The following is a 22068-nucleotide window of genomic DNA, read 5'->3' on the forward strand; positions in this document are numbered from 1 at the left end:
ACATTCCGGAGACATCCATGCGCAAGCACATCCTTATCGCACTGGCTTCAACGGCGCTGATGGCCGCCTGTGCCTCACAGCCCAAGCCGCTGCAGGGGGAGTACACCCCGCTCACCCCGCGCGTCGCCGCCGAATCCGACGCCACCGGCAGCCTGGTGCGCTGGGGCGGGCGCATCGTCCAGGTGGAGCCGCGCGCCGACAGCACCTGCTTTGAAATGGTCTCGACCCGCCTGGACCACTACGGCCGTCCGTACTGGGCCGACGACGACACCGGCGGCCGCTTCATCGCCTGCCGCTCCGGCTTCTATGACCCGGCGGTATTCGAACGCAACCGCGAAGTCACATTCACCGGACGGCTGGCCGGGCACGAGAGCCGCAGCATCGGCGGCTATAGCTACCGCTTCCCGCTGGTCGAGGCCGACGTGGTCTACCTCTGGCCCGAGCGGCCGCGCAACCTGGTCACGCGACCCGCGCCGTGGCCGTGGTGGGGTTACTGGTAGGGGCTTGTTCGGGTTCTTGTCGAGGCTCGGTGGCGTTTTCCTGCTTCGGGACGAAGATCAGCCACGGCAGGCAGCCCGCACCTCCCGAAGCAATCAACCGAAAGCCACGCAATCGGGAGAAGAACCCTATTCGGGCGTACCGAAACGGCCGAGGGGGGCGCCGGCCAGCAGGTGCAGGTGGATCTGGAACACGGTCTGCCCGCCGTCTTCGTTGCAGTTCATGACGACGCGATAGCCGTCCTCATCGAACCCCTCCCGCTTGGCATACGCCGCCGCGGCCAGCGCCAGCCGGCCTACGACCGCGGCCTGGTCGGCCTGCAGGTCGTTGAGCGTGGCGACGTCGACCTTGGGCACGAACAGCACGTGCACCGGTGCCTGCGGCGCGATGTCGCGGAAGGCGATGAGGTGTTCATCCTCGTAGACGACGTCGACGGGGATCTCGCGCTTGATGATCTTGTGGAAAATGGTCATGGGGGCTCCTAGGCCATCTCGCCGCGGCTGCCGAAGGCGTGGGACAGCGTGCCACGATCGACGTACTCGAGTTCACCGCCCAGCGGCAGGCCGTGGGCGGGGCGACTCGGGCGCACGCCGTGCTGGCGCGCGAGCTGCGCCAGGTAATGCGCGGTGGCCTCGCCTTCGACGGTGGGATTGGTGGCGATGATCAACTCCTGCACCTCGCCCTGCGCGAGGCGCTCGCCCAGCACGTGCAGGCCCAGCTCGCGCGGGCCGATTCCATCGAGCGGGCTCAACCGCCCCTGCAGCACGAAGTACAGGCCGCGATAGCCGGTGGCCTGCTCGATCGCAAGGCGGTCGGCGGGCGACTCCACCGCGCACAGCAGCTGGCCGTCGCGCGACGCGCTGGCGCAGGTCGCGCACAGCGGCGTCTCGCTGAAGTCGCGGCAGCGCTCGCAGTGGCCGATCTTCTCCACCGCTTCGGCCAGCACCCCGGCCAGCCGCCTGCCGCCGTCGCGCCCGCGTTCAAGCACGTGGTAGGCCATGCGCTGCGCGGTCTTCTGGCCCACGCCGGGCAGCACCCGGAAGGCCTCGACCAGCTGCTCGATCAGGGGCACGCTCACGATGTCGCGGCGCGCCGGTTCAGAACGGCATCTGCATGCCGGGGGGCAGCGGCATGCCGGCGGTGGCGGCGCCCATCTTCGCCTGCGATTCGCTGTCGACCTTGTTGCTGGCGTCGTTGAACGCAGCGGCCACCAGGTCCTCGGCCATCTCCGGATCGGCCAGCACGCTGGGGTCGATGCGCACCTTCCGGCACTCCTTGCGGCCGGTCAGCGTGACCGTGACCATGCCGCCGCCGGCGCTGCCGGTGACTTCGATATTGGCCAGTTCGGCCTGGGCCTTCTGCAGGTTCTCCTGCATCTTCTGTGCCTGCTGCATCAGCTGGGCGATGTTCCTGCGCATGTCAGTGCTCCTGTTCTTGTATGGGACGGATCGAGTCCGGGACCACGCGTGCGCCCTGGCGCTCCATCAGGCGCTGCACGTCCGGATCATTGAGGAAGGTCGATTCCGCGGCGCCCTGGCGCTCGTCGCGCGCGCGTTCGTTGCGCGCGTGCAGGGTTTCGCCGGCGGCGGCGGCGGACTCGAAGCGGATCTGCGGCGCAGCGCCCCAGGTGGGAGCCAGGGCGTCGGCGAGCTGCTGCACCAGGAGCGGGGCGCGGAGATGGTCGTCGGCCGCGGGCAGCGACAGGCGCAGCACGCCGTCGCCCATGCCCACGAAGGCGGAGCTGGCCGCAAGTTCACGCGCCGGGCCGCGCAGTCCGAGCCCGGCGACGAAGTCGGGCCATGACGCAGCGTCGACCGCGGCCGGCGACACGCTTGTCCGGGGTGCGGCCACCGGAATGGCTGCGGGAGCCGCGGCTGGGACGACGGACGTAGCCGGGGATGGCGCCACCGATGGCGCTTCCGGCCACGGCGGGGCGTCAACAGGCATCACCGGTGCTTTTGCCTGCCGCGGAGCCGGAGCCGGAGCCCGGGTCGACGCGCTCGGCACGGGCCTGGATGCCGGTGTCGGAGCCGATGCGGCTGCGGGCGCCACGTCTGCGGCCGTCGCCCTGGCGTCACTGGCGGCCGGCACCACCGCAGCCCCCTGCAGCGCCGCGCGCGCCGCGGCCGCGGCCGACCGCCCCGCGCCCGGCGCGGCCGTACCCGTGTGGCCAGCGGTGCCAGCGCCGGATGCCGCGCCGCCCTCCCCGGGCCGGAACGCCAGCATGCGCAGCAGGCTCATTTCAAAGCCCACGCGCGCACTCGGCGCGAGGTCGATATCGCGACGGCCACCGACCGCCATCTGGTACCAGAGCTGGACCAGCTCGGGGCGCAGCGTCGAGGCCAGCGCGTCGACGTCGACACCATCGGCCTCGCCTTCGCTGCCGGGCACGAGCTGCCTGACCTGGATGCGATGCAGGGCCTCGGCCATCGCGTCGAGCACGCCCGCCCAGTCGGGCGAGAAGCCCGCCAGGACGTCGATCGTCGCCATCAGCGCGGCGCCATCGTCGTCGGCCAGCGACGCGAGCAGCCCCGCCACCTGGGTCCGGTCGACCGAACCGAGCATCGTCGCCACGGCCCGGTCGGTCAGCGCAACGCCTTCGCCGGCGCCGCAGTAGGCGATCGCCTGGTCGAGCAGCGACAGCCCGTCACGCAGGCTGCCATCGGCGGCCTTCGCCATCTGGCGCACCGCGCCGGGCTCGGCGTCGATGCCTTCGGCGGCAAGGATCTTCGTGATCTGGCCGCCGATCTGCTCCTCGTCCAGGCGCTTGAGGTTGAACTGCAGGCAGCGCGACAGCACCGTCACCAGCAGCTTCTGCGGGTCGGTGGTCGCGAACAGGAACTTGACGTGCTCCGGCGGCTCCTCGAGCGTCTTCAGCAGCGCGTTGAACGCCTGCTTCGACAGCATGTGCACCTCGTCGATCAGGTACACCTTGTAGCGCCCGCGCGAGGGCATGTACTGCGCGTTGTCGATCAGGTCGCGGACGTTGTCGACGCCGGTGTTCGAGGCGGCGTCGATCTCCAGCAGGTCGATGTAGCGGCCGGCATCGATCGCCTGGCAGGTCTCGCACTCGCCGCAGGGGTCGCTGGACGCGCCACGCTCGCAGTTGAGGCTCTTGGCGAAGATGCGCGCGATCGTGGTCTTGCCCACGCCGCGGGTGCCGGTGAACAGGAAGGCGTGGTGGACGCGGCCGGAATCGAGCGCGTTGACCAGGGCGCGGACCACGTGTTCCTGGCCCACGAGTTCGGCGAAACGCTTCGGGCGCCACTTGCGGGCGAGGACGAGGTAGGACATGGCGCCATTCTGCCATGCGGGGGGAGGCGGTCTACGTGCCTGAGGGCGGAGGGCGGGCTGCGGGAAGGCGCTGCAAGGCGATCCGCCGTATCGCGCGCCGTGCCACGCCCTGTCACGTCCGCGCCCCCCGATCCCGAACCTTCGCCGACACGCCGATGTTCCTTGTCGACACAACCCGAGGAAGGCTAGAATTGCGGGTCCCGTGCGGCCGCGCCAAGGCAGGCAAGACGCAGGGGCAGGTGCGGAGAGGTGTCCGAGTGGTTGAAGGAGCACGCCTGGAAAGTGTGTAAGCGTCTAAACCGCGCTTCGGGGGTTCGAATCCCCCTCTCTCCGCCAGTTCCAGGCGCGCCGCGCATCGGGCGCGCTCGCAGGTTTCCATGGTGGCCCCGTCGGCCCCTCGCGACGCTAGATCGAAAACTCCGCCAGGGCCGGAAGGCAGCAACGGTATTGATCGACGCGGGTGCCGAGGCAAGTTGGCGGGGCCGCCTCCATTCAGGGCGCCAATGCCGGATGCGGCACCGGATCGGCCAGCGCGATCGCCTCGCCGGGGCCCGCCACGCGGTGGCCGCGCGCGCGGATGGCCTCGCCATCGGCCTCGCTTGCGTAGTGGTAAAGCACGCAGCGGGCCAGAAGCTCCGGCGCGTATTCGCGCTCCAGGTCATCGATGCCGCTGTGCGAAGGGTTGCCCGACAGTCCGCAGTCGTGGGCGATGAGTTCGCCGGCGCTGGCGAACGCGGCCAGCACCCCGGGGATCGGCCGCGTGTCGCCGGTCCAGACCAGGCTGCCACGCAGGCGCAGTCCGAAAGCGGTTCGCGGCCAGTGATGGCGGGATTCGAACACTTCCAGGCGCACGCCGTCGTGCCAGAACGCGTCGCCCACCGGGACCACGCGGAACGCGTCCCAGAAATTCGCGCCGCCCTCGGCCAGCGCGTTCGGGTAATCGGCCACGCGCCGGTGCAGCAGCGGAAGCACGTCCACCGGGACGTACAGGGGCATACGCCCGCGCCGCGCGGGATCGAAATAATTCGCCACGAACAGCCGCTCGAAGCCGGCGACATGGTCCAGGTGCACGTGGGTGACGAACAGCGCCGGCGGTGGTGCGCCGTAGTGCGCAAGGTAGCTGGTCAGGCCTTCGGCGCCGCAGTCGATGGCGAGCCACGGCGCGCCATCGCGTTCGATGGTCGCCATCGGTGAGCCCAGGGCCACCGCCGAGGCGCTGCCCACGCCCTGGAACCTCAGCGTCCAGGCCATGCTCAGGTGCCCCGATCCCAGCGCTTGTCGTAGCTGCGGCGCAGGCGCGCGAAGTCTTCGCGGACTTCGGCCTCGCTGCGCGCGCCGCGCAGCTTCAGCAGCGAACGCTCCAGCCGCGCCAGGTTGCCCATGCGCCAGCCGGTGGCCGGAATATGCATGCGGCCGCGGTCGAGATCGATCAGCCACCCCTGGCCGGTGGCGTCATAAAGGATGTTGTGGGCGTTGAGGTCGGCGTGATCGAAGCCTTCGCGATGGAAGCGAGCCAGCAGGCGCCCGGTCTCCTCCCACGGCGTCGTTGCCGGATCGCCGCCTGCCCACTCCGCCAGCGAACGCACGTCCATCAGCCGCTGCATCAGGATCGCCGCGCGATAGGTGGCGCCGCTGCGCACGTACGAGGCCGCGATCGGCTCCGGCACCGGCAGTCCGCGCTTGCGCAGTTCGCGCAGCAGCCGGAACTCGGCGAAGCTGCGGACGCGGTCGGCGCCGCGCCAGAGATGGCGATCACGGTTGAAGCCGGCAACCAGCCCGCCGCGCAGATAGTGCCGCAGCACGCAGGGTCCGTTGCTGGTGTCATCGATGAACCAGGCCCCGCCGCGGCCGCTGCCCGACACCGGGATGGCACGCGGTCCCCAGGCCTCGGGATCGAACCAGCGCGGATCCGCTTGCCGCAGCTGCGTCTGGTCGAACAGAATCGAGCCGAACCCGCTCGCACCGGGTCCGGCGCGGAACGGCGTCAGGCTCTCTGCGGCGTCGAAAATTGCCATCCTTCCGAGTCTAACAAGCTTGTCGCAGCCTGATACCGCTTCACCACGTTCGATCTGCCTGCTGCGCCTGTCGGCGCTGGGCGACGTGACCCATGTCCTGCCCCTGGTGCACACGCTGCAGCGGGCCTGGCCCGGCGTTGCGCTGACCTGGATCATCGGCAAGGGCGAGCATCGCCTGCTCGAGGGCCTGCCGGGGGTGGAGTTCATGGTCTACGACAAGAAGACCGGGCGCGAGGGCGCGAGGGCGCTGCGCCGGGAGCTGGCCGGCCGCGAATTCGACGCCCTGCTGCTGATGCAGCTCGCGCTGCGCGCCAACCTGCTGTCACGCGCGGTGCGCGCGCGGCGGCGGATCGGCTACGACCGCGCACGCTCGAAGGAGCTGCACGGGATGTTCGTGAACGAACGCATTCCGGCCGATGCCGGCCCGCACGTGCTGGACGTGCTTGGCGCGTTCGCGCGTCCGCTCGGGCTGCGCCAGGAGCGCGTCGAATGGGCGCTTCCAGTACCCGACGACGCCCGCGCATGGGCACGGGCGCAGTGGCCCGACGACGGCCGGCCGACCCTTGTGGTCTCGCCCTGCTCCAGCCACGCGCTGCGCAACTGGAGCGCCGGGCGCAACGCGGCAGTGGCCGCGCACGCCGTGGCCCAGGGCTGGCGCGTGGTGCTCTGCGGTGGCCGCAGCGAGCTGGAGCGCGCCACGGCCGACGCCATCATCGCCAAGGCCGGCGTCCCCCTGCTGGACCTGGTGGGCAAGGACACGCTGAAACAGCTGCCCGCGCTGCTGGAGCGCGCCGACCTGGTGATGACCCCCGACTCCGGCCCGACCCACATCGCCAACGCCATGGGCACCAGGGTGCTGGGCCTGCATGCGGCGACCGACCCCGCGCGCAGCGGGCCCTGGTCGGACCGGCGCTATTGCGTGGACAGGTATGACGATGCGGCGCGACGCTTCCTCGGCAAGCCGGCGTCCAGCCTGCGCTGGGGCACGAAGATCGAGCGCGAGGGGGTGATGGACCTGATCAGCGTGGAAGACGCGGTCGCGGCCTTCGAACGCTACCGCGCCGACCATCCATAGCAGCCGCCAGGCCGGCGATCGCGGCCATGGCCGTTCCCCGCCTCAGGCCCCCGGGCCGGCGCCGTAGTCCTGGTAGGACTTCTCTTCGACGTAGCTGGAGCCGAGCGCGAGGTTGATCTCTTTCTTGATCCGCGCGCGCTCGTCGTTCTGCACGTACACGCTGCGCGCCAGGCGCACGAACTCCTCGTCGAAGGCCTGCGCCTTCTCCTTCAGCCGGATGTCGTCCTCGATCACCCACAGCCGCTCGTTGACGGCCTTGAGCCCGGCGCGCAGGCGGACGATGTCCTGCCCGGCCACGGGGTGCGCCATCCAGGTCTTTTCCAGCGCAGAGAGTTCGTTGCGGACGTTGGCCAGCTTCGCGGCGTCGGTCATGCGCTCGGACTTGATCTGGAGGATGGCGATCTTGTCGAGCAGCTCGCCGAAGGACACGGGGACGGTGATCTCGGACATCGCTTCTACCGGGCATGGAGGCCGGCCAGTGTAGCGCCTCGTCTTGTCGGGCCTGCCGGCGCCCCGTATCATTGCGCCCCCGGCCTTCGTTGGCCGGGCACCGGAGAGGTGGCAGAGCGGTTGAATGTACCTGACTCGAAATCAGGCAGGCGTTAATAGCGCCTCGGGGGTTCGAATCCCCCCCTCTCCGCCAGATACGCAGAAGCCCCCGCAAGGGGGTTTTTGCGTATCTGGCGGACCGGGAACCGGAAGGGCCTTTACGCGCGCCGCTCACAAGTCCGTGTGCCATCATTCCGTCACACCAACATTCGCCGCGACTGCATGCCTGCTGACCTCTCCGACCGCCCGTCGCCGTTATCCCATTCAGCCTCCAAGGGAACCGCCGCGGCCCTCGCATGATCGAATTCGGCCACCTCACCCATGTCGGCTTGCGGCGCGAGCTGAACGAAGACACCTATTACGGCGACAGCGAACTCGGGCTGTGGCTGGTTGCCGACGGCATGGGCGGCCACGAGTACGGCGAGGTCGCCAGCGCGCTGGCGCGGGAAGCGATCGTGCGCGAGACGCGCCAGGGCACGTCGCTGGCACAGGCCATCCGCATTGCCGACGAAGAGATCATCGGCGCCTCGCGCAAGCGCCAGGACGCCCTGCCCATGGGCACCACCGTGGTCGCGGCGCGGATCAACGGCAACCGCTTCGAAGTCGCCTGGGTCGGCGACAGCCGCGTCTATCTGTGGCGCGACGGCAAGCTGGCGCAGCTGTCGCAGGACCACAGCTACGTGCAGGAGCTGATCACCCAGGGCGCGATCAGCATCGACCAGGCGCGCAGCCATCCGCACCGCAACGTGGTGACCCAGGCGCTGGGCGTGACCGATCCGCAGACCCTCAACGTCGAGACCATGTCCGGCGAGCTCGCGCCGGGCATGCAGCTGCTGCTGTGCAGCGACGGGCTGACCGAAGAGGTCGACGACAGGGACATCGCACGCGTGCTGGCCCACAGCGAATGCAGCGCCCAGGAGTGCGTGGATGGACTCGTCGCCGCCGCGCTGGATGGCGGCGGCTCCGACAACGTCACCGTGCTGCTGGTACGCCGCCACTGATCGCGGCACGGCCCGCTGCGCCAGCGACGCCGGTGCCGCAGAGAGCGATCAGGCCGGCTCGGCGACTCCGGCAGCCTCGCCCACCGCGTCCCACAGCGCCTGCCCCGCGCGCGCCCTGATCGCGTCGACGCGACCGCGGTGCGCCTCCATGTCGGCCGCGTCCACCACCACCGGCGGCCGCGGCGCCAGGGCCGCGGCACGCGGCAGCTGGACGGCGATCGCTTCGGTTCCGGTCAGTGACGGACCGGCCAGGCCCAGCTCGGTCTGCCCCGAGGTCAGCGCGAGATAGACCTCGACCAGCAGCTGCGCATCGAGCAGCGCACCGTGCAGCTGGCGGTGCGTGTTGTCCACGCCCAAGCGCCGGCAGAGCGCGTCGAGCGAATTCCGCTGCCCGGGGAAGCGCTGGCGCGCCAGCTCCAGCGAGTCGAGCACGGCGGCGCGCTCGGCGATGCGGCCACGGCCACCGCCATCCAGGAGCGACAGCTCGTAGTCGAGGAAGCCGACGTCGAAGGCGGCGTTGTGGATCACCAGCTCGGCCCCGTCGATGAATTCCAGGAACTCGTCGGCGATCGCGGCGAACTTCGGCTTGTCGGCAAGGAAGTCCAGCGTGAGGCCGGTGACCTCCTGCGCGCCCGGCTCGAACTCGCGCCCGGGATGGATGTAGCGCTGCCAGGTTCGGCCGGTGGGGCGCCGTTCGACCAGCTCGACGCAGCCGATCTCGACGACGCGGTTGCCCTTGCGCCATTCCAGGCCGGTGGTTTCGGTGTCGAGGACGATCTGGCGCATATGCGGGAGTCGGACCTGGCTTGTATGGAAGGATGGAGCGGACGCTGCGCTCAGCGCGCGGCGGCTTTGAACCGCATGGCCTCGTTGCGCGCAAGGTCATCGACGCGCTCGTTGTCGGGATCGCCCGAGTGCCCCTTCACCCAGCGCCAGTCGATCACGTGGCGGCCGGCCGCGGCGTGCAGGCGCTCCCAGAGGTCGCGGTTCTTGACGGCATCGCCGCCGGAGGTTTTCCAGCCGCGCCGGACCCAGTTGGGCATCCACAGGGTGATGCCCTGGCGGACGTACTGCGAGTCGGTGTGCAGGGTGACCTCGCAGGCCTCGGTCAGCGTTTCCAGGGCGACGATGGCCGCCATCAGCTCCATGCGGTTGTTGGTCGAGAGCAGCTCGCCGCCGACCAGTTCGCGTTCCTGCGCGCCGTAGCGCAGCAGTGCCGCCCAGCCGCCGGGGCCGGGGTTGCCGAGACAGGCCCCGTCGGTGTGCACTTCGATCGCCTTCATGCCGTGGCGGCCCCTTGCGGCACCAGCAGGCGGCGCGGGCGCATCGGCATCGGCGTCATCGGCAGGCTGCGCCGGTCCGCACGCACCAGGTAGGCGGCGCGCAGGCCCACGCCACGCTGGCGGCGGGCATCGACCTCCGGCTCCCAGCGCGGGCCCAGTCCTTCAGAGACCACATCGGGCTCGAGACCCGCCCTGCGCAGCATCCGGCGGCAGGACAGCGGCTCGACCGCGCGCAGCCCCTGCCCGCGCCAGCGCCAGCGATATGGAGACAGCGGATTGAGCCCGAACAGCAGCACCCGCCCGCCTGGGACCAGCAGGCGCACGACTTCATCCAGCAGCGCGACGCCGCGCGAATCCGACACCACCGCGTGCTGCAGCACCACGGTGCCGAAGGCCTCGCTGGGCAGCGGCAGCGGCAGCCCGCAGGCCACGTCGCCGGCGAACCGGCTGCCGCGCTGGTACAGGGCCAGCCCGCGGCCATCGGCGGGGCGGCGCGGTTGCGGCAAAGGCGCCAGCCACAGCCAGGGCTGCGCCGGTCGCTCGGCAAGGGCGTCTTCGATCACATCGTGTTCGCTGGCCAGCAGCGCCGCGCCCTCGCTGGACGCGAACCAGGCCTGGACTGCGTCGGGTTGACCGGGGCGGGAACGGAGGGGCATGGTCGCCATTCTAGACGGCCCGCCCCGCTACGTCCCTGCCCATGCACGCTGTTGCGCTCCCGGCCTTCGCCGACAACTACATCTGGATGCTGCCGGCCGGCGACGGCCGCGGCACGCTGCTGGTCGATCCGGGCGACGCCGCACCGGTGCTGGCCGCCGCCGCTGTCGGTGGCCGGCGCCCCGACGCGGTGTTGCTCACCCACCACCACGACGACCATATCGGCGGCGTCGGCGCGCTTCTCGCGCACTGGCCGGACCTCGAGGTGTTCGCACCAGACGACCGCCGGATCCCGTTCGCCACCCGCCGGGTCGGCGACGGTGCCCGGATCGAAGCCGCCGGCTACGCCTTCGAGGTCATCGCCGTACCCGGCCATACCGTGAGCCACATCGCATTCCACGGCCACGGCCTCTTGTTTTGCGGCGATACCCTGTTCAGTCTCGGCTGCGGTCGCATGTTCGAAGATACGCCGGCGCGGATGCTGGGCTCCCTGGACCGGCTGGCGGCCCTGCCTGGCGACACCCTGGTGTGCTGCGGGCACGAATACACGCAGTCGAATGCCGCCTTTGCACGGGCGGTCGACCCGGACAATCCGGCGCTTGCCCGCCGCAGCGAAGAGGTGACCACCATGCGCGAGAACTCCCTGCCCACGCTTCCATCCACGCTGGCCGATGAGCTCGCCTGCAATCCGTTCCTGCGCGTGGACACGCCCGGCGTGCGGGCGTCGGTAGCTGCATGGTCCGGCACCGACGGCCTGTCGCGCGTCGACACGTTCGCCGCCATGCGGCGCTGGAAGGACGGGTTTCGCGCATGACGGTTGGCGCGGGTGCGACGCTGGCGCTGCTGCTGGCATTCGCCGCCGGGCCGGCGCATGCCGCTGTCGGCGCCGCGCCAACCGGCGCCGAAAACGCGGGCAACGAGGTGGCGCCAGCCGCCGCGGACGCGCCCGCCGCCGAGCCCGCGTCGCCGGTGCTCGCCCCCGCCGGGCAGGATCGGATGGCAAATGGCGCAGGCATCTACCAGCGCTTCGTCGATGGCCTGGCGCAGCCCGGCTGCGACGACGCCAGCCCGCGCTGGCGCGCGCACTACGCGCACGTGCCGGGGCAACTGGCATCTGCAGAAGGCGAGCTCCTGCCGCTGTTCGGCTATGTGGTCGAAGCATTGCGCAACGCCCACCTCCCCACCGAATACGCGCTGATCCCGTTCGTCGAAAGCGGCTACCGCCCCGGTGCGCGCAGCAGCAGCGGCCCGGCCGGCCTGTGGCAATTCGTCGCGGTCACCGCGCGCAACCACGACATCCCGATCCGCGGCGGTTATGACGGCCGCCTCTCTCCGGTCGACGCCACCCGCGCGGCGGTCCGCTACCTCAAGACCCTGCACGGCATGTTCGCCGGCGACTGGCGGCTGGCGGTGATGGCCTTCAACGCCGGCGAATACCGCGTGCTTGGCGCGCTGCGGCGCCACGACCAGCGCGCCGCCACCGCCGACCCGCAGTCCCTGGACAGTCTCTCTGGGATCACCCGCGCCTATGTGCGCAAGCTGCACGCGCTGTCATGCCTGATGGTCGAAGCGGGCGCCGACCAGGCGTGGCGCACATCGCTGGAGCGGCCGGTGCCACGGCTGGTCGCGATCGACCTGGCCGGCGAGCCCGGGGGGTTGGACGGCTACGCCCGGCGCAACGGCCTGGATGCCGCCCGCCTGCGCCGCCTCAACCCCGCGCAGGCCGGTGCACGGCCCGCCGGCCGCCAGATTCTCGTGCCGGTGGCCGCTGCCGGGTCGACCCCACCGGCGGCGCCCATGGCAAACTAGCCAGCTCCCGTCCATCGAGTCGAACACCACCATGGGATTCCTGCAGGGCAAGCGCGCGTTGATCACCGGCATCGCCAGCCAGCGCTCCATCGCCAACGGCATCGCCGAGGCGATGCACCGCGAAGGCGCAGAACTGGCCTTCACCTATCAGAACGAAAAGCTCAAGTCGCGGGTCGAGGACGTTGCCTCGCGCCTGGGCGGCGGGCCGGTGTTCCCCCTCGACGTCAGCGACGACGCGCAGATCGAAGCCCTGTTCGCCGACCTTGGCAAGCACTGGGACGATGGTTTCGACATCCTCATCCACGCAATCGCCTTTGCCCCGCGCGAAGCGATCGCCGGCCAGTTCCTGGATGGCCTGACCCGCGACGCATTCTCGGTCGCGCAGGACATCTCGGCCTATTCGCTGGCGGCGCTGGCCAAGGGCGCGCGCCCGCTGATGAAGGGGCGCAACGGCGCGGTGCTGACGCTGAGCTACCTCGGCGCCGTGCGCACCCTGCCCAGCTACAACGTGATGGGCGTGGCCAAGGCCAGCCTTGAAGCCACGATGCGCTACCTGGCCTACAACCTCGGGCCCGAAGGCACGCGCGTCAATGCGATTTCGGCCGGCCCCATCAAGACCCTGGCGGCAGCGGGCATCGGCGGCTTCCGCAAGATCCTCGGCCACGTCGAGACACATGCGCCGCTGCGGCGCACGGTGAGCATCGACGATGTCGGCAACGTGGCGGCGTTCCTGTGTTCGGACCTGGCCGCGGGCATCACCGGCGAAGTGACCTATGTCGACGCCGGCTACAACATCGTCAGCATGACCGGCCTGGAAGAGCCCGCGGCCGACGCTGACTGAGCGATCCGCCGGCGCGGCGGCAAGGCCGCGAGCAGCGCGCAATGGAAAAAGCCCGGCAATGCCGGGCTTTTTCGTGGACCTAGAGGCGCGCCTCGACCGTGGTCACCCGCACCCCTTCGCGCAGGGCTCGCAGCAGCGACATGGCGTCTTCATCGCCCGCCATGCGCGTGAGCTGGCTCACGATCATCCCGCGCTCTTCTGCATTGGCGGCTGCCGCGGTATCGCCGGGCACGACCTTGTTGACCGCATACACCACGATGCTGCCGTCGTCCTGCAGCACGCGCCCGGCGGACACGCCGCCTTCGACCGGCTGCGGAGCGGCAAAGATGGCCTTGTTGGCCTCGGCCGATGGCATCGGCATGCCGCGACGCATGTCCGGCAGCGCAAGATGCTGCCAGCCCTTGGCGTCGGCGACGTCGGCCAGCGCCTTGCCTGCCGTCACCTCGGCCACTGCGGCATCCGCCTCGGCGAGCACGGCCAGGCGCGCGCGATCGGCGCGGATGGCCGTCACCACCTGGTCCCGCACCTCGGCCAGCGCACGCTCGCGCTCGGGCTCGTGCCCGGTCACACGGATCAGCACGCTGTGGTTGCTGCCGAGTTCGATCGGATCACTGACGGTGCCATCCTGGACCAGGGCATCGGAAAACGCGGCGCGCTGCACGGCCGGGTTGGCGGCGATGCCTTCGCCGCCACCGCGGACGAACGGCCCGGTCTTCAGCACCGGCAGGCCGGCCTCGCGCGCGGCGGGGGCCAGCGAGCTCGGGTTGCGATAGATCTGGTCCACCAGGCGGCCGATCAGGTCGTTGAACGCACGCTCCCGGTCGGAGATGGCCTGCGCCGCGGCGAGTTCGACACGCGCGACCTCGAAGGGGACTTCCTTGCCTTCACGCACCTCGCGCACCAGCAGCACGTGCCAGCCGAAGTCGGTCAGCACCGGCTCGGTGGCGACGCCGGGCGCGGCCGCATGCACGGCATTGTCGAAACTCTCGCCCATGATACCGCGCTCGAGCCAGCCGAGGTCGCCGCCTGCGCCCTTCGAGCCTTCGTCATCGGATTCCGCGCGCGCAATGGCGGCGAAGTCGGCGCCTTCCGCCCGTGCCTTGGCAGCGAGCTCGTTCGCCTCCGCCCGAGCGGCTTCGCGCGCCGCAGCGTCGGCGCCCTCGGGCACGCGCACCAGGATGTGCGATACAAGGCGCTGTTCGGGCTCGACGAAGCGGCTCTTTTCAAGTTCGTAGCGCGAGCGCAGCGTGGCCTCGTCGGCCGGCTCGGGTTCCGGCACGGTGTCGGCGGTGATCTCGACGTATTCGATCGACACCTGTTCCGGCGCACGGTAGTCGCCGCGGTGGCCGTCATACCAGGCCTGGATGTCGGTGGCGGCAATCGCACCGGTGTCCGGCGCAGGCGCGGGAATCACCGCCATGGCGACATCGCGCTGCTGGCCGAGCAGCTGCATCGTACGGTCGACCTGCCCCGGGCTCACGAAGGCCGTGCTGGCAACTCCAGCAGGCAGCAGCACCATCTGCAGGCGCTCCCGGATCTCTTCCTGGTGCTGGCGCGGCGTCTGCGCGGGGACGCGCGACTGCAGCAGCATCTGGTAGCGCTGTGGATCGAAGCGGCCTTCCACCTGGAACTCGGGCATCGTCGACACGACTTCGGCGACGCGGGCGTTGCCGACCGCGACCCCTGCCTTCTGCGCCGTCAGCGCCAGCACGGCGCGGTCGACCAGCTGGTCGAGCACGCGCAGCTTGTTGTCCATCTGCTCGAACGCGCGCGCATCGTAGGCTTCGCCCTCGGTGGCGCGCGCCTGCTGGCGGGCAGCCTCGAATTCGTTGCGGAACTCGTCCGGGGACACCTCGCGCGACACCCAGAACGCCTTGCGCACGGGCCAGATATCCGGCGCCGAACGCCACCAGGACGGCGGCGCCTCGACCTTCGCCGCGTAGTTCGCGGAGTTCTGGAACAGGTACTGCTCCATGCCGAAGAACGCGAACGGGATTGCCAGCAGCATCACGATCACGAGGGCGATCCAGCCGGAGGTTTTTTCTCGAAGTGCTTGCAGCATGTCGGGGGTCGCGCGTTGGACGTAGCCGCGCAGTTTAGCGCATGGCTTGCCGCAGCGGCTCCGCCCGGCCGGGCGACCTTGAAACGCGGGCAACGCCAGGTCCGGCGTTGCAAGAAAAAAGAAAGGCGCCCTTGCGGGCGCCTTCCTGGTGTGACTGGCGGAGTGGACGGGACTCGAACCCGCGACCTCCGGCGTGACAGGCCAGCATTCTAACCAACTGAACTACCACTCCGCGTTGTCGAACCTCTTGCGAACGTCAGCCCTGACTGGTGGGTGCTGAGGGGATCGAACCCCCGACCCTCTCCGTGTAAAGGAGACGCTCTACCGCTGAGCTAAGCACCCAAGCGGGCCGCTTAGTTTACAGCATCCTTCAGCGCCTTGCCAGCCTTGAAGACCGGATTTTTCGACGCAGCGATCGCGATCTCTTCGCCGGTGCGCGGATTGCGGCCGGTGCGGGCAGCGCGATCCTTGACCTGGAAGGTGCCAAAGCCGATCAGGGCAACGGTGTCACCCTGCTTCAGGGCCTCGCCCACCGAGGACAGCACGGCGTCGACAGCACGCGCGGCATCGGCCTTGGACAGGTTGGCCTCGTCGGCAACGGCCTGGACCAGATCGTTCTTGTTCATGTATTCGGTGCTCCTGCGCGACCAAGGGTCGCTCGAATTGGTGACGGGCCTGCGGGCGGCCTGGCCGCCGCGGCTCCGGAATCGCTGGCGGCTACAAGTCGCGCAGCGAGCGGGAATTTATACCAGTGCGCCTTGTGCCGCGCAACAAAAAGACGGCCTGCTCAATGCTTGACATCAGCCCTGGGCGACGTTTTGCGCGGCGCGCGCGCCACCGGTCCGACCGGCGCGGGGGACGGCAACGCGGGCAGCGGCCGTTCCAGCGCAAGGTCGAGCACCTCGTCGATCCACTTCACCGGCACGATCTTCATGCCCTGGGTGACGTTCTTCGGGATGTCGGCGAGATCCTTGCGGTTCTCTTCCGGGATGATCACCGTGGTGATGCCGCCGCGCAGCGCCGCCAGCAGCTTCTCCTTCAGTCCGCCGATGGCGGTGACCTTGCCGCGCAGCGTGATCTCGCCGGTCATCGCCACGTCGGCGCGCACCGGGATCCGGGTCAGCGTCGACACCAGCGAGGTCGCCATCGCGATGCCCGCGCTCGGGCCGTCCTTGGGCGTGGCGCCATCGGGCACGTGCACGTGGATGTCACGCTTTTGCAGGAAGTCGGGCTCGAGGCCGAATCGTTCGGCGCGCGCGCGCACCACCGACAGCGCCGCCGAAGCCGACTCCTTCATCACGTCGCCCAGCTGGCCGGTCAGCGTGAGCTGGCCACCCTTGCCCGGGACCAGGGTGGACTCGATCTGCAGCAGGTCGCCGCCGACCTCGGTCCAGGCGAGGCCGGTGACCAGGCCGATTTCGTTGTCCTGCTCGGCGCGGCCGAAATCATGCCGGCGCACGCCCAGGTACTTGTCGAGGTTCTTCGGAGTGATGCTCAGCGCGCGCGGCTTCTTCTTCTGCGGCCCGGCAAGCGCGATCTCCTTCACCACCTTCCGGCAGATCTTGGCGATCTCGCGCTCCAGGTTGCGCACGCCGGACTCGCGCGTGTAGTAGCGCACGATGTCCTGCACCGCGCCCTCTGCGATCCTGATCTCGTCATCGCGCAGGCCGTTGGCCTTGATCTGCTTGGGCAGCAGGTAGCGCATGGCGATGTGGATCTTCTCCTCCTCGGTGTAGCCGGGAAGGCGGATCACCTCCATGCGGTCCAGCAGCGGGCCGGGGATGTTGAGCGAGTTCGAGGTCGCGACGAACATCACTTCCGACAGGTCGAGGTCGACTTCGAGATAGTGGTCGTTGAATGCATTGTTCTGCTCGGGATCCAGCACTTCCAGCAGCGCCGAGGACGGATCGCCACGGAAGTCCATCGACATCTTGTCGATTTCGTCGAGCATGAAGAGCGGGTTCTTGACGCCGGCCTTGTTGAGGTTCTGGACGATGCGTCCCGGCATCGAGCCGACGTAGGTGCGGCGATGGCCGCGGATCTCGGCCTCGTCGCGCACGCCGCCCAGCGACATGCGCACGAACTTGCGGTTGGTGGCCTTCGCGATCGACTGTCCAAGCGAGGTCTTGCCCACGCCGGGCGGGCCGACCAGGCACAGGATCGCGCCCTTCATCTGCTTCACGCGGGTCTGCACCGCGAGGTACTCGAGGATGCGTTCCTTGACCTTCTCCAGTCCGTAATGGTCCGCGTCAAGCACTTCCTGCGCCGCGTTGAGGTCCTTGCGCACCTTGCTGCGCTTCTTCCAAGGCACCCCGAGCAGCCACTCCAGGTAGTTGCGCACCACCGCGGCTTCCGCCGCCATAGGCGACATCTGCTTGAGCTTGTTGAGCTCGGACTTCGCCTTGGTTTCCACGGGCTTGGGCATGCCGGCGGCGGCGATCTTGCGCGCCAGCTCCTCCAGGTCGTTGGGCGCGTCGTCCATGTCGCCCAGCTCTTTCTGGATCGCCTTCATCTGCTCGTTGAGGTAGTACTCGCGCTGCGACTTCTCCATCTGGCCCTTCACCCGGCCGCGGATGCGCTTCTCCATCTGCTGGACGTCGATTTCACCGTCGACCAGGCCGACCAGCATTTCGAGCCTCTCGGCGGTGCCGAAGGTTTCAAGCAGGCGCTGCTTCTCGCCCAGGCGCACGCCCAGGTGTGCCGCGACCGTGTCGGCCAGGCGCGAAGGCTCGTCGATGCCGGCCAGGGTCTGCAGCAGCTCCGGCGGCAGCTTGCGGTTGGTCTTGACGTATTGCTCGAACAGTCCCATCAGCGAGCGTGCGATGGCTTCGATCTCGCGCGGTTCGCGGTCCTCGACCGGATCCATCGCGGTGCCGGTGCCGACCAGCGCGCCGTCGACCTCGCGCACTGCGGCGACCGAAACGCGCTGGACACCCTCGACAAGCACCTTGATCGTGCCATCAGGAAGCTTCAACAGCTGCAGCACCTGCGCCAGCGTACCGACCGGGTGCAGGTCGTCGGCGCCCGGATCGTCGGTCTCGGCGGACTTCTGCGCGACCAGCAATACCTGCTTGTCGCCCTCCATTGCCACGTCAAGCGCGCGAATGGACTTGTCGCGGCCGACGAACAGCGGGATGACCATGTGCGGGAACACCACCACGTCGCGCAGCGGCAGGACCGGCAGGTCAAAAGTGGTGGCCTGGGTGCTCATCTGGACTCCTGGAATACGGGCGGCCGGCTGCCGCATGGTTCTGGTTATGGGGCCCGGCGGAAGTGGATGCAAGCGCTGCGAGCCGGTCCGCGCTGAACGCCCTGGCGCACGGCGCGGAACCCGCTCTTGGACCAGCAGGCAGCGGCGGACAGGGAGCCGCAGGCGGGGCGACGAAGCGACGCTTCCGGGAGCGGCCGTGACGCGATCCCCGGCTGTGTGGAAACGACCACGGCCGCAAGACGGGCGGTCGTGCGGGCGTGTGAGCGACCATGGCCGCGATGCGGGCGCGGGCGATATCGCGGCCATGGCCGCTCCCGCAAAGAGCTGGACTCGACAAAGGCGGACGCCAGTCCCGGCTGCCGCCACGGGGCGGCCCCACCCGGAGGCCGCGTTCAGTCGCCCGAGGCGGCCTTCGCCGGCGGCGCGGCGGGGGTTTCGTAAATCAGGTAGGGCTCGGACTTGTGTTCGATCACCGATTCGTCCACCACGACCTTGCTCACGTTTTCCTGCGAGGGCAGGTCGTACATCGTGTCCAGAAGCACCGATTCGACGATGGTCCGCAGGCCGCGGGCACCGGTCTTGCGCTTGAGCGCCTTGCGGGCGATGGCCGCCAGCGCATCGGGACGGAACTCCAGTTCGACGCCCTCCATCTCGAACAGTTTCCTGAACTGCTTGGTGATGGCGTTCTTCGGCTCCGACAGGATCCTGACCAGGGCGGCCTCGTCCAGCTCCTCGAGCGTCGCGACCACCGGCAGGCGGCCAACGAACTCGGGGATCAGGCCGAACTTGATCAGGTCCTCGGGCTCGACCGCGGCCAGCACTTTGCCGACTTCGGCCTTGCGCTCGGAGCTCTTGAGCTTGGCGCCGAAGCCGATGCCGCTGGCATCGGTGCTGCGCTGCTGGATGACCTTGTCCAGCCCCGCAAACGCGCCGCCGACGATGAACAGGATGTTGCGGGTATCGACCTGGAGGAATTCCTGCTGCGGATGCTTGCGCCCGCCCTGCGGCGGCACGCTGGCGACCGTGCCTTCGATCAGCTTCAGCAGCGCCTGCTGCACGCCCTCGCCGGACACGTCGCGGGTGATCGACGGGTTCTCGCTCTTGCGCGAGATCTTGTCGATCTCGTCGATGTAGACGATGCCCTGCTGCGCCTTCTCGACGTCGTAGTCGCACTTCTGCAGCAGCTTCTGGATGATGTTCTCGACGTCCTCGCCGACATAGCCGGCCTCGGTCAGCGTCGTGGCATCGGCCATGGTGAACGGCACGTTCAACATGCGCGCAAGGGTCTCGGCCAGCAGGGTCTTGCCGGAGCCTGTCGGACCCACGAGCAGGATGTTCGACTTGGCCAGCTCGACCTCGTCGTTTTTCTGCCGGCTCTCGATGCGCTTGTAATGGTTGTAGACCGCCACCGCGAGCGTCTTCTTCGCCCTCTGCTGGCCGATCACATACTGGTCGAGAACCTCGAGGATCTCCTTCGGCTTGGGCAGCGAACTGCGCGCGCTCTGGGCCTTCTCCTCGAGTTCTTCGCGGATGATGTCGTTGCACAGCTCGACGCATTCATCGCAGATGAACACGCTCGGGCCCGCGATCAGCTTGCGGACCTCATGCTGGCTCTTCCCGCAGAACGAGCAGTAGAGGATCTTGCTGCTGTCGCCGGAACGGCCTTGTCTATCTTCGGTCATGCGTTCGCCAATCGGTGTTTCGGGGGGTCGGGGTCGAGAATAGCACCCGGGCCCCGGGCCGCAAGCGCGGCGGGGCCCGGGCTGCAATGGCCGGGGCCATCGCGTGGGTCAGTGGCTGGCCTGCCTGTTCAGGCGGGCTGGATGGACTCTTCGGGACGCCGCTCGAGCACTTCGTCCACAAGGCCGTACTCGCGCGCGGCTTCGGCACTCTTGAAGTTGTCGCGCTCGGTGTCGTGGGCGACGGTCTCGATCGACTGTCCGGTGTGGCGCGCCAGGATGGCGTTCAGGTTCTGCTTCATCGAGAGGATTTCGCGCGCATGGATCTCGATGTCGGTCGCCTGGCCCTGGAAGCCGCCCAGGGGCTGGTGGATCATCACCCGCGAGTTCGGCAGCGCATAGCGCTTGCCCGCCGCGCCGGACGCCAGCAGCAGCGCGCCCATGCTGGCCGCCTGGCCGACGCAGATCGTGCTGACGTCGGGCTTGATGAACTGCATGGTGTCGTAGATCGCCATGCCGGCGGTGACGATGCCGCCGGGCGAGTTGATGTACAGGTTGATGTCCTTCTCGGGGTTCTCGGCCTCGAGGAACAGCATCTGCGCCACGATCACGTTGGCGACGTGGTCGTCGATGCCGCCGACCAGGAAGATCACCCGCTCCTTCAGCAGGCGCGAATAGATGTCGTACGCGCGCTCGCCGCGGCTGGTCTGTTCGACCACCATCGGTACGAGGTTGAGTGCCTTGGTCTGGATGCTCATGAAATTCCCGTGTCAGGCGGAGGCGCTCACGCCTGCGGCGCGATCGCTTCCTGGAAGGTCAGCTGCGTGTCGGTGTGCTCGGCGCGCTCGGCGATCCAGTCGATCACCTGCTCCTCCATCACCCGGTTCTGCAGTCCACCCATAAGCTGGGGATCGTTGCGGTACAAGTCAATGACCTGCTGCGGCTCCTCGTAGGTCGAGGCGATCAGGCGCAGGCTTTCGTCCAGGCGCTTGCGGTCCAGGATCAGCTGGTGCTTGCGGGCGACCTCGCCCACCAGCAGGCCCACCAGCACGCGCTTGCGCGCGGGCTCCATGAAGTTCTCGTGGGCATTGGCCGGCGGCTCGGAGGGACGGCCCTCGCGGCGGGCCTGATCGGCCACCTGGGCGACCAGCGCACGCGCCTCCCGCTCGATCAGGTTCGGCGGCAGCTCGACGTCGGCATAGGCGGCGACCAGCTGTTCACCGACGGCGCGGCGCAGGCGGTTCATCAGCGCGTGCTTGAGCTCGCGCTCGAGATTGGTGCGGATGTCCAGGCGGAACTGGTCCATCTCGCCACTCTTGACGCCGAAGCTGCGGATGAACGCGGCGTCGGCTTCCGGCAGGACCTCTTCGGAGACCTGCTCGGCGCGCAGGTGGACGCTGGCGGACTTGCCAGCCAGCTGCGGCACCCTCCAGCCCTCGGGGAAGGTCACTTCGATGTCCTTCTCGTCACCGGTGGACATGCCCACCAGCGCCGCTTCGATCTCGGGGAGCATCGCGCCCGAACCGATCACCGACACGCCGCGCTCGACGCCTTCGGCGGGCATGCGCTCGCCGTCGACCTCGGACCAGGTCTCCACGTCGACCGCATCGCCCTGCTTCGCGGGGCGGGTCACGGCGGTCCAACTGCGGCGCTGCTGGCGCAGGTTGCCGATCATGCGGTCGATGTCTTCCTCGGTGACCTCGGCCACCGCGCGATCGACCTTCAGGCCGGAGACGTCGATCTCGCCGAAGTCCGGCACTACTTCGAAGGTGGCCACGTAGGACAGGTCGTTGGCGTCGTCTTCGCGTTCGATGCTGGGCTGGCCGGCGATGCGCAGCGCGTTGTCACGCACGGCGCTGTCGAAACCCTCGCGCAGCAGGCCGTCCAGGACCTCGCTGCGGACCTGCGCGCCGAAGCGCTGCTCGATCACCTTCGCCGGCACCTTGCCGGGGCGGAAACCCTTGATGCGCGCCGTGCGCGCGATCTCGCGCAGGCGGCCACCCACCTGGTCCTGCAGGCGCTCGGCCGGCAGGCTGAAGGTCATCCTGCGCCCGAGGTTGCCGACGGTCTCGACTGAAACTTGCATACCCACTCCTG

At 69.2% G+C, this 22068-nt stretch carries 22 protein-coding genes, 4 tRNA genes and 1 other RNA gene; 9 read left to right on the forward strand and 18 right to left on the reverse strand.

Annotation, left to right across the window (positions count from 1 at the left end; genetic code table 11):
- Window positions 1-17 precede the first annotated feature (17 nt).
- Window positions 18-500 carry a Slp family lipoprotein gene (locus WCE37_RS06205; protein WP_343278589.1) on the forward strand — a complete coding sequence of 161 codons (483 nt, stop codon included), beginning with the start codon at window positions 18-20 and terminating at the stop codon, window positions 498-500.
- Window positions 501-626: 126 nt separating this feature from the next.
- Here the strand turns inward: WCE37_RS06205 and WCE37_RS06210 are convergent, their stop codons facing one another.
- The 4 genes from WCE37_RS06210 to dnaX are packed head-to-tail and all read right to left on the reverse strand — an operon-like array spanning window position 627 to window position 3792.
- Entirely contained in the window at window positions 627-971 is a 345-nt protein-coding gene (locus WCE37_RS06210) for a histidine triad nucleotide-binding protein (RefSeq protein WP_343278590.1), read from the reverse strand.
- Between the two features lie 8 nt (window positions 972-979).
- Window positions 980-1576 (reverse strand): recombination mediator RecR, encoded by a 597-nt coding sequence (gene recR, locus WCE37_RS06215; protein ID WP_343256126.1) that lies wholly within the window; start codon window positions 1574-1576, stop codon window positions 980-982.
- 19 nt (window positions 1577-1595) lie between these two features.
- A complete protein-coding gene (locus WCE37_RS06220; RefSeq protein WP_343278591.1) occupies window positions 1596-1916 on the reverse strand; it encodes a YbaB/EbfC family nucleoid-associated protein in 321 nt (106 codons plus the stop codon).
- A gap of 1 nt (window position 1917) precedes the next feature.
- Window positions 1918-3792, reverse strand: coding sequence for a DNA polymerase III subunit gamma/tau (dnaX, locus tag WCE37_RS06225; RefSeq protein WP_343278592.1), 1875 nt, complete (start codon window positions 3790-3792; stop codon window positions 1918-1920).
- Window positions 3793-4035: 243 nt separating this feature from the next.
- On the opposite strand from dnaX, the gene WCE37_RS06230 reads away from it, so the two are divergent.
- Window positions 4036-4128: transfer RNA gene (locus tag WCE37_RS06230), tRNA-Ser, on the forward strand.
- A 50-nt stretch (window positions 4129-4178) separates the two neighbouring features.
- Window positions 4179-4275: signal recognition particle sRNA small type (ffs, locus tag WCE37_RS06235), an RNA gene on the forward strand.
- A 9-nt stretch (window positions 4276-4284) separates the two neighbouring features.
- Here the strand turns inward: ffs and WCE37_RS06240 are convergent.
- Both WCE37_RS06240 and WCE37_RS06245 read right to left on the reverse strand, forming a co-directional pair.
- A complete protein-coding gene (locus tag WCE37_RS06240) occupies window positions 4285-5043 on the reverse strand; it encodes an MBL fold metallo-hydrolase (protein ID WP_343278593.1) in 759 nt (252 codons plus the stop codon).
- Window positions 5044-5045: 2 nt separating this feature from the next.
- Entirely contained in the window at window positions 5046-5807 is a 762-nt protein-coding gene (locus WCE37_RS06245) for a 3-deoxy-D-manno-octulosonic acid kinase (RefSeq protein WP_343256131.1), read from the reverse strand.
- A 19-nt stretch (window positions 5808-5826) separates the two neighbouring features.
- Here WCE37_RS06245 and WCE37_RS06250 point away from each other — a divergent pair, with 19 nt between their 5' ends.
- Window positions 5827-6882, forward strand: coding sequence for a glycosyltransferase family 9 protein (locus WCE37_RS06250; protein ID WP_343278595.1), 1056 nt, complete (start codon window positions 5827-5829; stop codon window positions 6880-6882).
- A 42-nt stretch (window positions 6883-6924) separates the two neighbouring features.
- Here the strand turns inward: WCE37_RS06250 and WCE37_RS06255 are convergent, their stop codons facing one another.
- The gene (locus WCE37_RS06255) at window positions 6925-7332 is read right to left on the reverse strand and encodes a DUF6165 family protein (protein ID WP_343278596.1); all 408 of its coding nucleotides are present in this window, start codon (window positions 7330-7332) and stop codon (window positions 6925-6927) included.
- A gap of 102 nt (window positions 7333-7434) precedes the next feature.
- Between WCE37_RS06255 and WCE37_RS06260 the strand changes: the two genes are divergently transcribed.
- Both WCE37_RS06260 and WCE37_RS06265 read left to right on the forward strand, forming a co-directional pair.
- Window positions 7435-7525 (forward strand) — tRNA-Ser (locus WCE37_RS06260).
- 202 nt (window positions 7526-7727) lie between these two features.
- Window positions 7728-8432, forward strand: coding sequence for a protein phosphatase 2C domain-containing protein (locus tag WCE37_RS06265; RefSeq protein WP_343278597.1), 705 nt, complete (start codon window positions 7728-7730; stop codon window positions 8430-8432).
- Between the two features lie 48 nt (window positions 8433-8480).
- On the opposite strand, the gene dnaQ is transcribed toward WCE37_RS06265, so the two are convergent.
- Genes dnaQ through WCE37_RS06280 form a run of 3 tightly spaced genes read right to left on the reverse strand, consistent with a single transcriptional unit; the run spans window position 8481 to window position 10371 of the window.
- Complete coding sequence (gene dnaQ / locus WCE37_RS06270) at window positions 8481-9218, reverse strand: DNA polymerase III subunit epsilon (RefSeq protein ID WP_343278598.1); 738 nt, start codon at window positions 9216-9218, stop codon at window positions 8481-8483.
- A 50-nt stretch (window positions 9219-9268) separates the two neighbouring features.
- Window positions 9269-9715 (reverse strand): ribonuclease HI, encoded by a 447-nt coding sequence (rnhA, locus tag WCE37_RS06275; RefSeq protein ID WP_343278599.1) that lies wholly within the window; start codon window positions 9713-9715, stop codon window positions 9269-9271.
- Complete coding sequence (locus tag WCE37_RS06280; protein WP_343278600.1) at window positions 9712-10371, reverse strand: hypothetical protein; 660 nt, start codon at window positions 10369-10371, stop codon at window positions 9712-9714. Before WCE37_RS06280 ends, rnhA begins: the two co-directional genes overlap by 4 nt.
- A gap of 41 nt (window positions 10372-10412) precedes the next feature.
- Here WCE37_RS06280 and gloB point away from each other — a divergent pair, with 41 nt between their 5' ends.
- From gloB to WCE37_RS06295, 3 genes are read left to right on the forward strand one after another with little or no spacing between them, the layout of a single operon-like run.
- On the forward strand, window positions 10413-11183 hold the full coding sequence (gene gloB / locus WCE37_RS06285; protein ID WP_343278601.1) for a hydroxyacylglutathione hydrolase: 771 nt from the start codon (window positions 10413-10415) through the stop codon (window positions 11181-11183).
- Window positions 11180-12178, forward strand: coding sequence for a lytic transglycosylase domain-containing protein (locus WCE37_RS06290; protein WP_343278602.1), 999 nt, complete (start codon window positions 11180-11182; stop codon window positions 12176-12178). The genes gloB and WCE37_RS06290 overlap by 4 nt, the downstream gene beginning before the upstream one ends.
- A gap of 31 nt (window positions 12179-12209) precedes the next feature.
- Complete coding sequence (locus WCE37_RS06295) at window positions 12210-13019, forward strand: enoyl-ACP reductase (RefSeq protein WP_343278603.1); 810 nt, start codon at window positions 12210-12212, stop codon at window positions 13017-13019.
- A gap of 79 nt (window positions 13020-13098) precedes the next feature.
- Here WCE37_RS06295 and WCE37_RS06300 read toward each other — a convergent pair whose 3' ends face one another.
- The 8 genes from WCE37_RS06300 to tig all read right to left on the reverse strand — a co-directional run bounded on the left by WCE37_RS06300 (window position 13099) and on the right by tig (window position 22057).
- Window positions 13099-15081 (reverse strand): SurA N-terminal domain-containing protein, encoded by a 1983-nt coding sequence (locus WCE37_RS06300; RefSeq protein ID WP_343278604.1) that lies wholly within the window; start codon window positions 15079-15081, stop codon window positions 13099-13101.
- 155 nt (window positions 15082-15236) lie between these two features.
- Window positions 15237-15313, reverse strand: a tRNA-Asp gene (locus WCE37_RS06305).
- A gap of 35 nt (window positions 15314-15348) precedes the next feature.
- Window positions 15349-15423: transfer RNA gene (locus WCE37_RS06310), tRNA-Val, on the reverse strand.
- An 11-nt stretch (window positions 15424-15434) separates the two neighbouring features.
- Window positions 15435-15707 carry an HU family DNA-binding protein gene (locus WCE37_RS06315; protein WP_343255444.1) on the reverse strand — a complete coding sequence of 91 codons (273 nt, stop codon included), beginning with the start codon at window positions 15705-15707 and terminating at the stop codon, window positions 15435-15437.
- Between the two features lie 161 nt (window positions 15708-15868).
- The gene (gene lon / locus WCE37_RS06320; RefSeq protein WP_343278605.1) at window positions 15869-18292 is read right to left on the reverse strand and encodes an endopeptidase La; all 2424 of its coding nucleotides are present in this window, start codon (window positions 18290-18292) and stop codon (window positions 15869-15871) included.
- A 392-nt stretch (window positions 18293-18684) separates the two neighbouring features.
- Window positions 18685-19974 (reverse strand): ATP-dependent Clp protease ATP-binding subunit ClpX, encoded by a 1290-nt coding sequence (gene clpX, locus WCE37_RS06325; protein ID WP_343254916.1) that lies wholly within the window; start codon window positions 19972-19974, stop codon window positions 18685-18687.
- A 128-nt stretch (window positions 19975-20102) separates the two neighbouring features.
- Window positions 20103-20729 (reverse strand): ATP-dependent Clp endopeptidase proteolytic subunit ClpP, encoded by a 627-nt coding sequence (gene clpP, locus WCE37_RS06330; RefSeq protein ID WP_343254917.1) that lies wholly within the window; start codon window positions 20727-20729, stop codon window positions 20103-20105.
- Window positions 20730-20755: 26 nt separating this feature from the next.
- Window positions 20756-22057: a trigger factor gene (gene tig, locus WCE37_RS06335; protein WP_343278606.1), complete on the reverse strand. Its 1302-nt coding sequence runs from the start codon at window positions 22055-22057 to the stop codon at window positions 20756-20758.
- Between the last annotated feature and the right edge of the window lie 11 nt (window positions 22058-22068).

The organism is Luteimonas sp. MJ250 (assembly GCF_039548455.1).
GTDB lineage: Bacteria > Pseudomonadota > Gammaproteobacteria > Xanthomonadales > Xanthomonadaceae > Luteimonas.

What these genes read in the sequence shown, in the direction of transcription:
- WCE37_RS06290 (WP_343278602.1), top strand. Translation starts at nt 11,180, where the DNA reads ATGACGGTTGGCGCGGGTGCGACGCTGGCGCTGCTGCTGGCATTCGCC.
- WCE37_RS06315 (WP_343255444.1), bottom strand. Translation starts at nt 15,707, where the DNA reads ATGAACAAGAACGATCTGGTCCAGGCCGTTGCCGACGAGGCCAACCTG.
- rnhA (WP_343278599.1), bottom strand. Translation starts at nt 9,715, where the DNA reads ATGAAGGCGATCGAAGTGCACACCGACGGGGCCTGTCTCGGCAACCCC.
- dnaX (WP_343278592.1), bottom strand. Translation starts at nt 3,792, where the DNA reads ATGTCCTACCTCGTCCTCGCCCGCAAGTGGCGCCCGAAGCGTTTCGCC.
- tig (WP_343278606.1), bottom strand. Translation starts at nt 22,057, where the DNA reads ATGCAAGTTTCAGTCGAGACCGTCGGCAACCTCGGGCGCAGGATGACC.
- lon (WP_343278605.1), bottom strand. Translation starts at nt 18,292, where the DNA reads ATGAGCACCCAGGCCACCACTTTTGACCTGCCGGTCCTGCCGCTGCGC.
- clpX (WP_343254916.1), bottom strand. Translation starts at nt 19,974, where the DNA reads ATGACCGAAGATAGACAAGGCCGTTCCGGCGACAGCAGCAAGATCCTC.
- WCE37_RS06255 (WP_343278596.1), bottom strand. Translation starts at nt 7,332, where the DNA reads ATGTCCGAGATCACCGTCCCCGTGTCCTTCGGCGAGCTGCTCGACAAG.
- gloB (WP_343278601.1), top strand. Translation starts at nt 10,413, where the DNA reads ATGCACGCTGTTGCGCTCCCGGCCTTCGCCGACAACTACATCTGGATG.
- dnaQ (WP_343278598.1), bottom strand. Translation starts at nt 9,218, where the DNA reads ATGCGCCAGATCGTCCTCGACACCGAAACCACCGGCCTGGAATGGCGC.
- WCE37_RS06240 (WP_343278593.1), bottom strand. Translation starts at nt 5,043, where the DNA reads ATGGCCTGGACGCTGAGGTTCCAGGGCGTGGGCAGCGCCTCGGCGGTG.
- WCE37_RS06295 (WP_343278603.1), top strand. Translation starts at nt 12,210, where the DNA reads ATGGGATTCCTGCAGGGCAAGCGCGCGTTGATCACCGGCATCGCCAGC.
- WCE37_RS06265 (WP_343278597.1), top strand. Translation starts at nt 7,728, where the DNA reads ATGATCGAATTCGGCCACCTCACCCATGTCGGCTTGCGGCGCGAGCTG.
- WCE37_RS06280 (WP_343278600.1), bottom strand. Translation starts at nt 10,371, where the DNA reads ATGCCCCTCCGTTCCCGCCCCGGTCAACCCGACGCAGTCCAGGCCTGG.
- WCE37_RS06245 (WP_343256131.1), bottom strand. Translation starts at nt 5,807, where the DNA reads ATGGCAATTTTCGACGCCGCAGAGAGCCTGACGCCGTTCCGCGCCGGA.
- WCE37_RS06300 (WP_343278604.1), bottom strand. Translation starts at nt 15,081, where the DNA reads ATGCTGCAAGCACTTCGAGAAAAAACCTCCGGCTGGATCGCCCTCGTG.
- WCE37_RS06210 (WP_343278590.1), bottom strand. Translation starts at nt 971, where the DNA reads ATGACCATTTTCCACAAGATCATCAAGCGCGAGATCCCCGTCGACGTC.
- WCE37_RS06205 (WP_343278589.1), top strand. Translation starts at nt 18, where the DNA reads ATGCGCAAGCACATCCTTATCGCACTGGCTTCAACGGCGCTGATGGCC.
- clpP (WP_343254917.1), bottom strand. Translation starts at nt 20,729, where the DNA reads ATGAGCATCCAGACCAAGGCACTCAACCTCGTACCGATGGTGGTCGAA.
- WCE37_RS06220 (WP_343278591.1), bottom strand. Translation starts at nt 1,916, where the DNA reads ATGCGCAGGAACATCGCCCAGCTGATGCAGCAGGCACAGAAGATGCAG.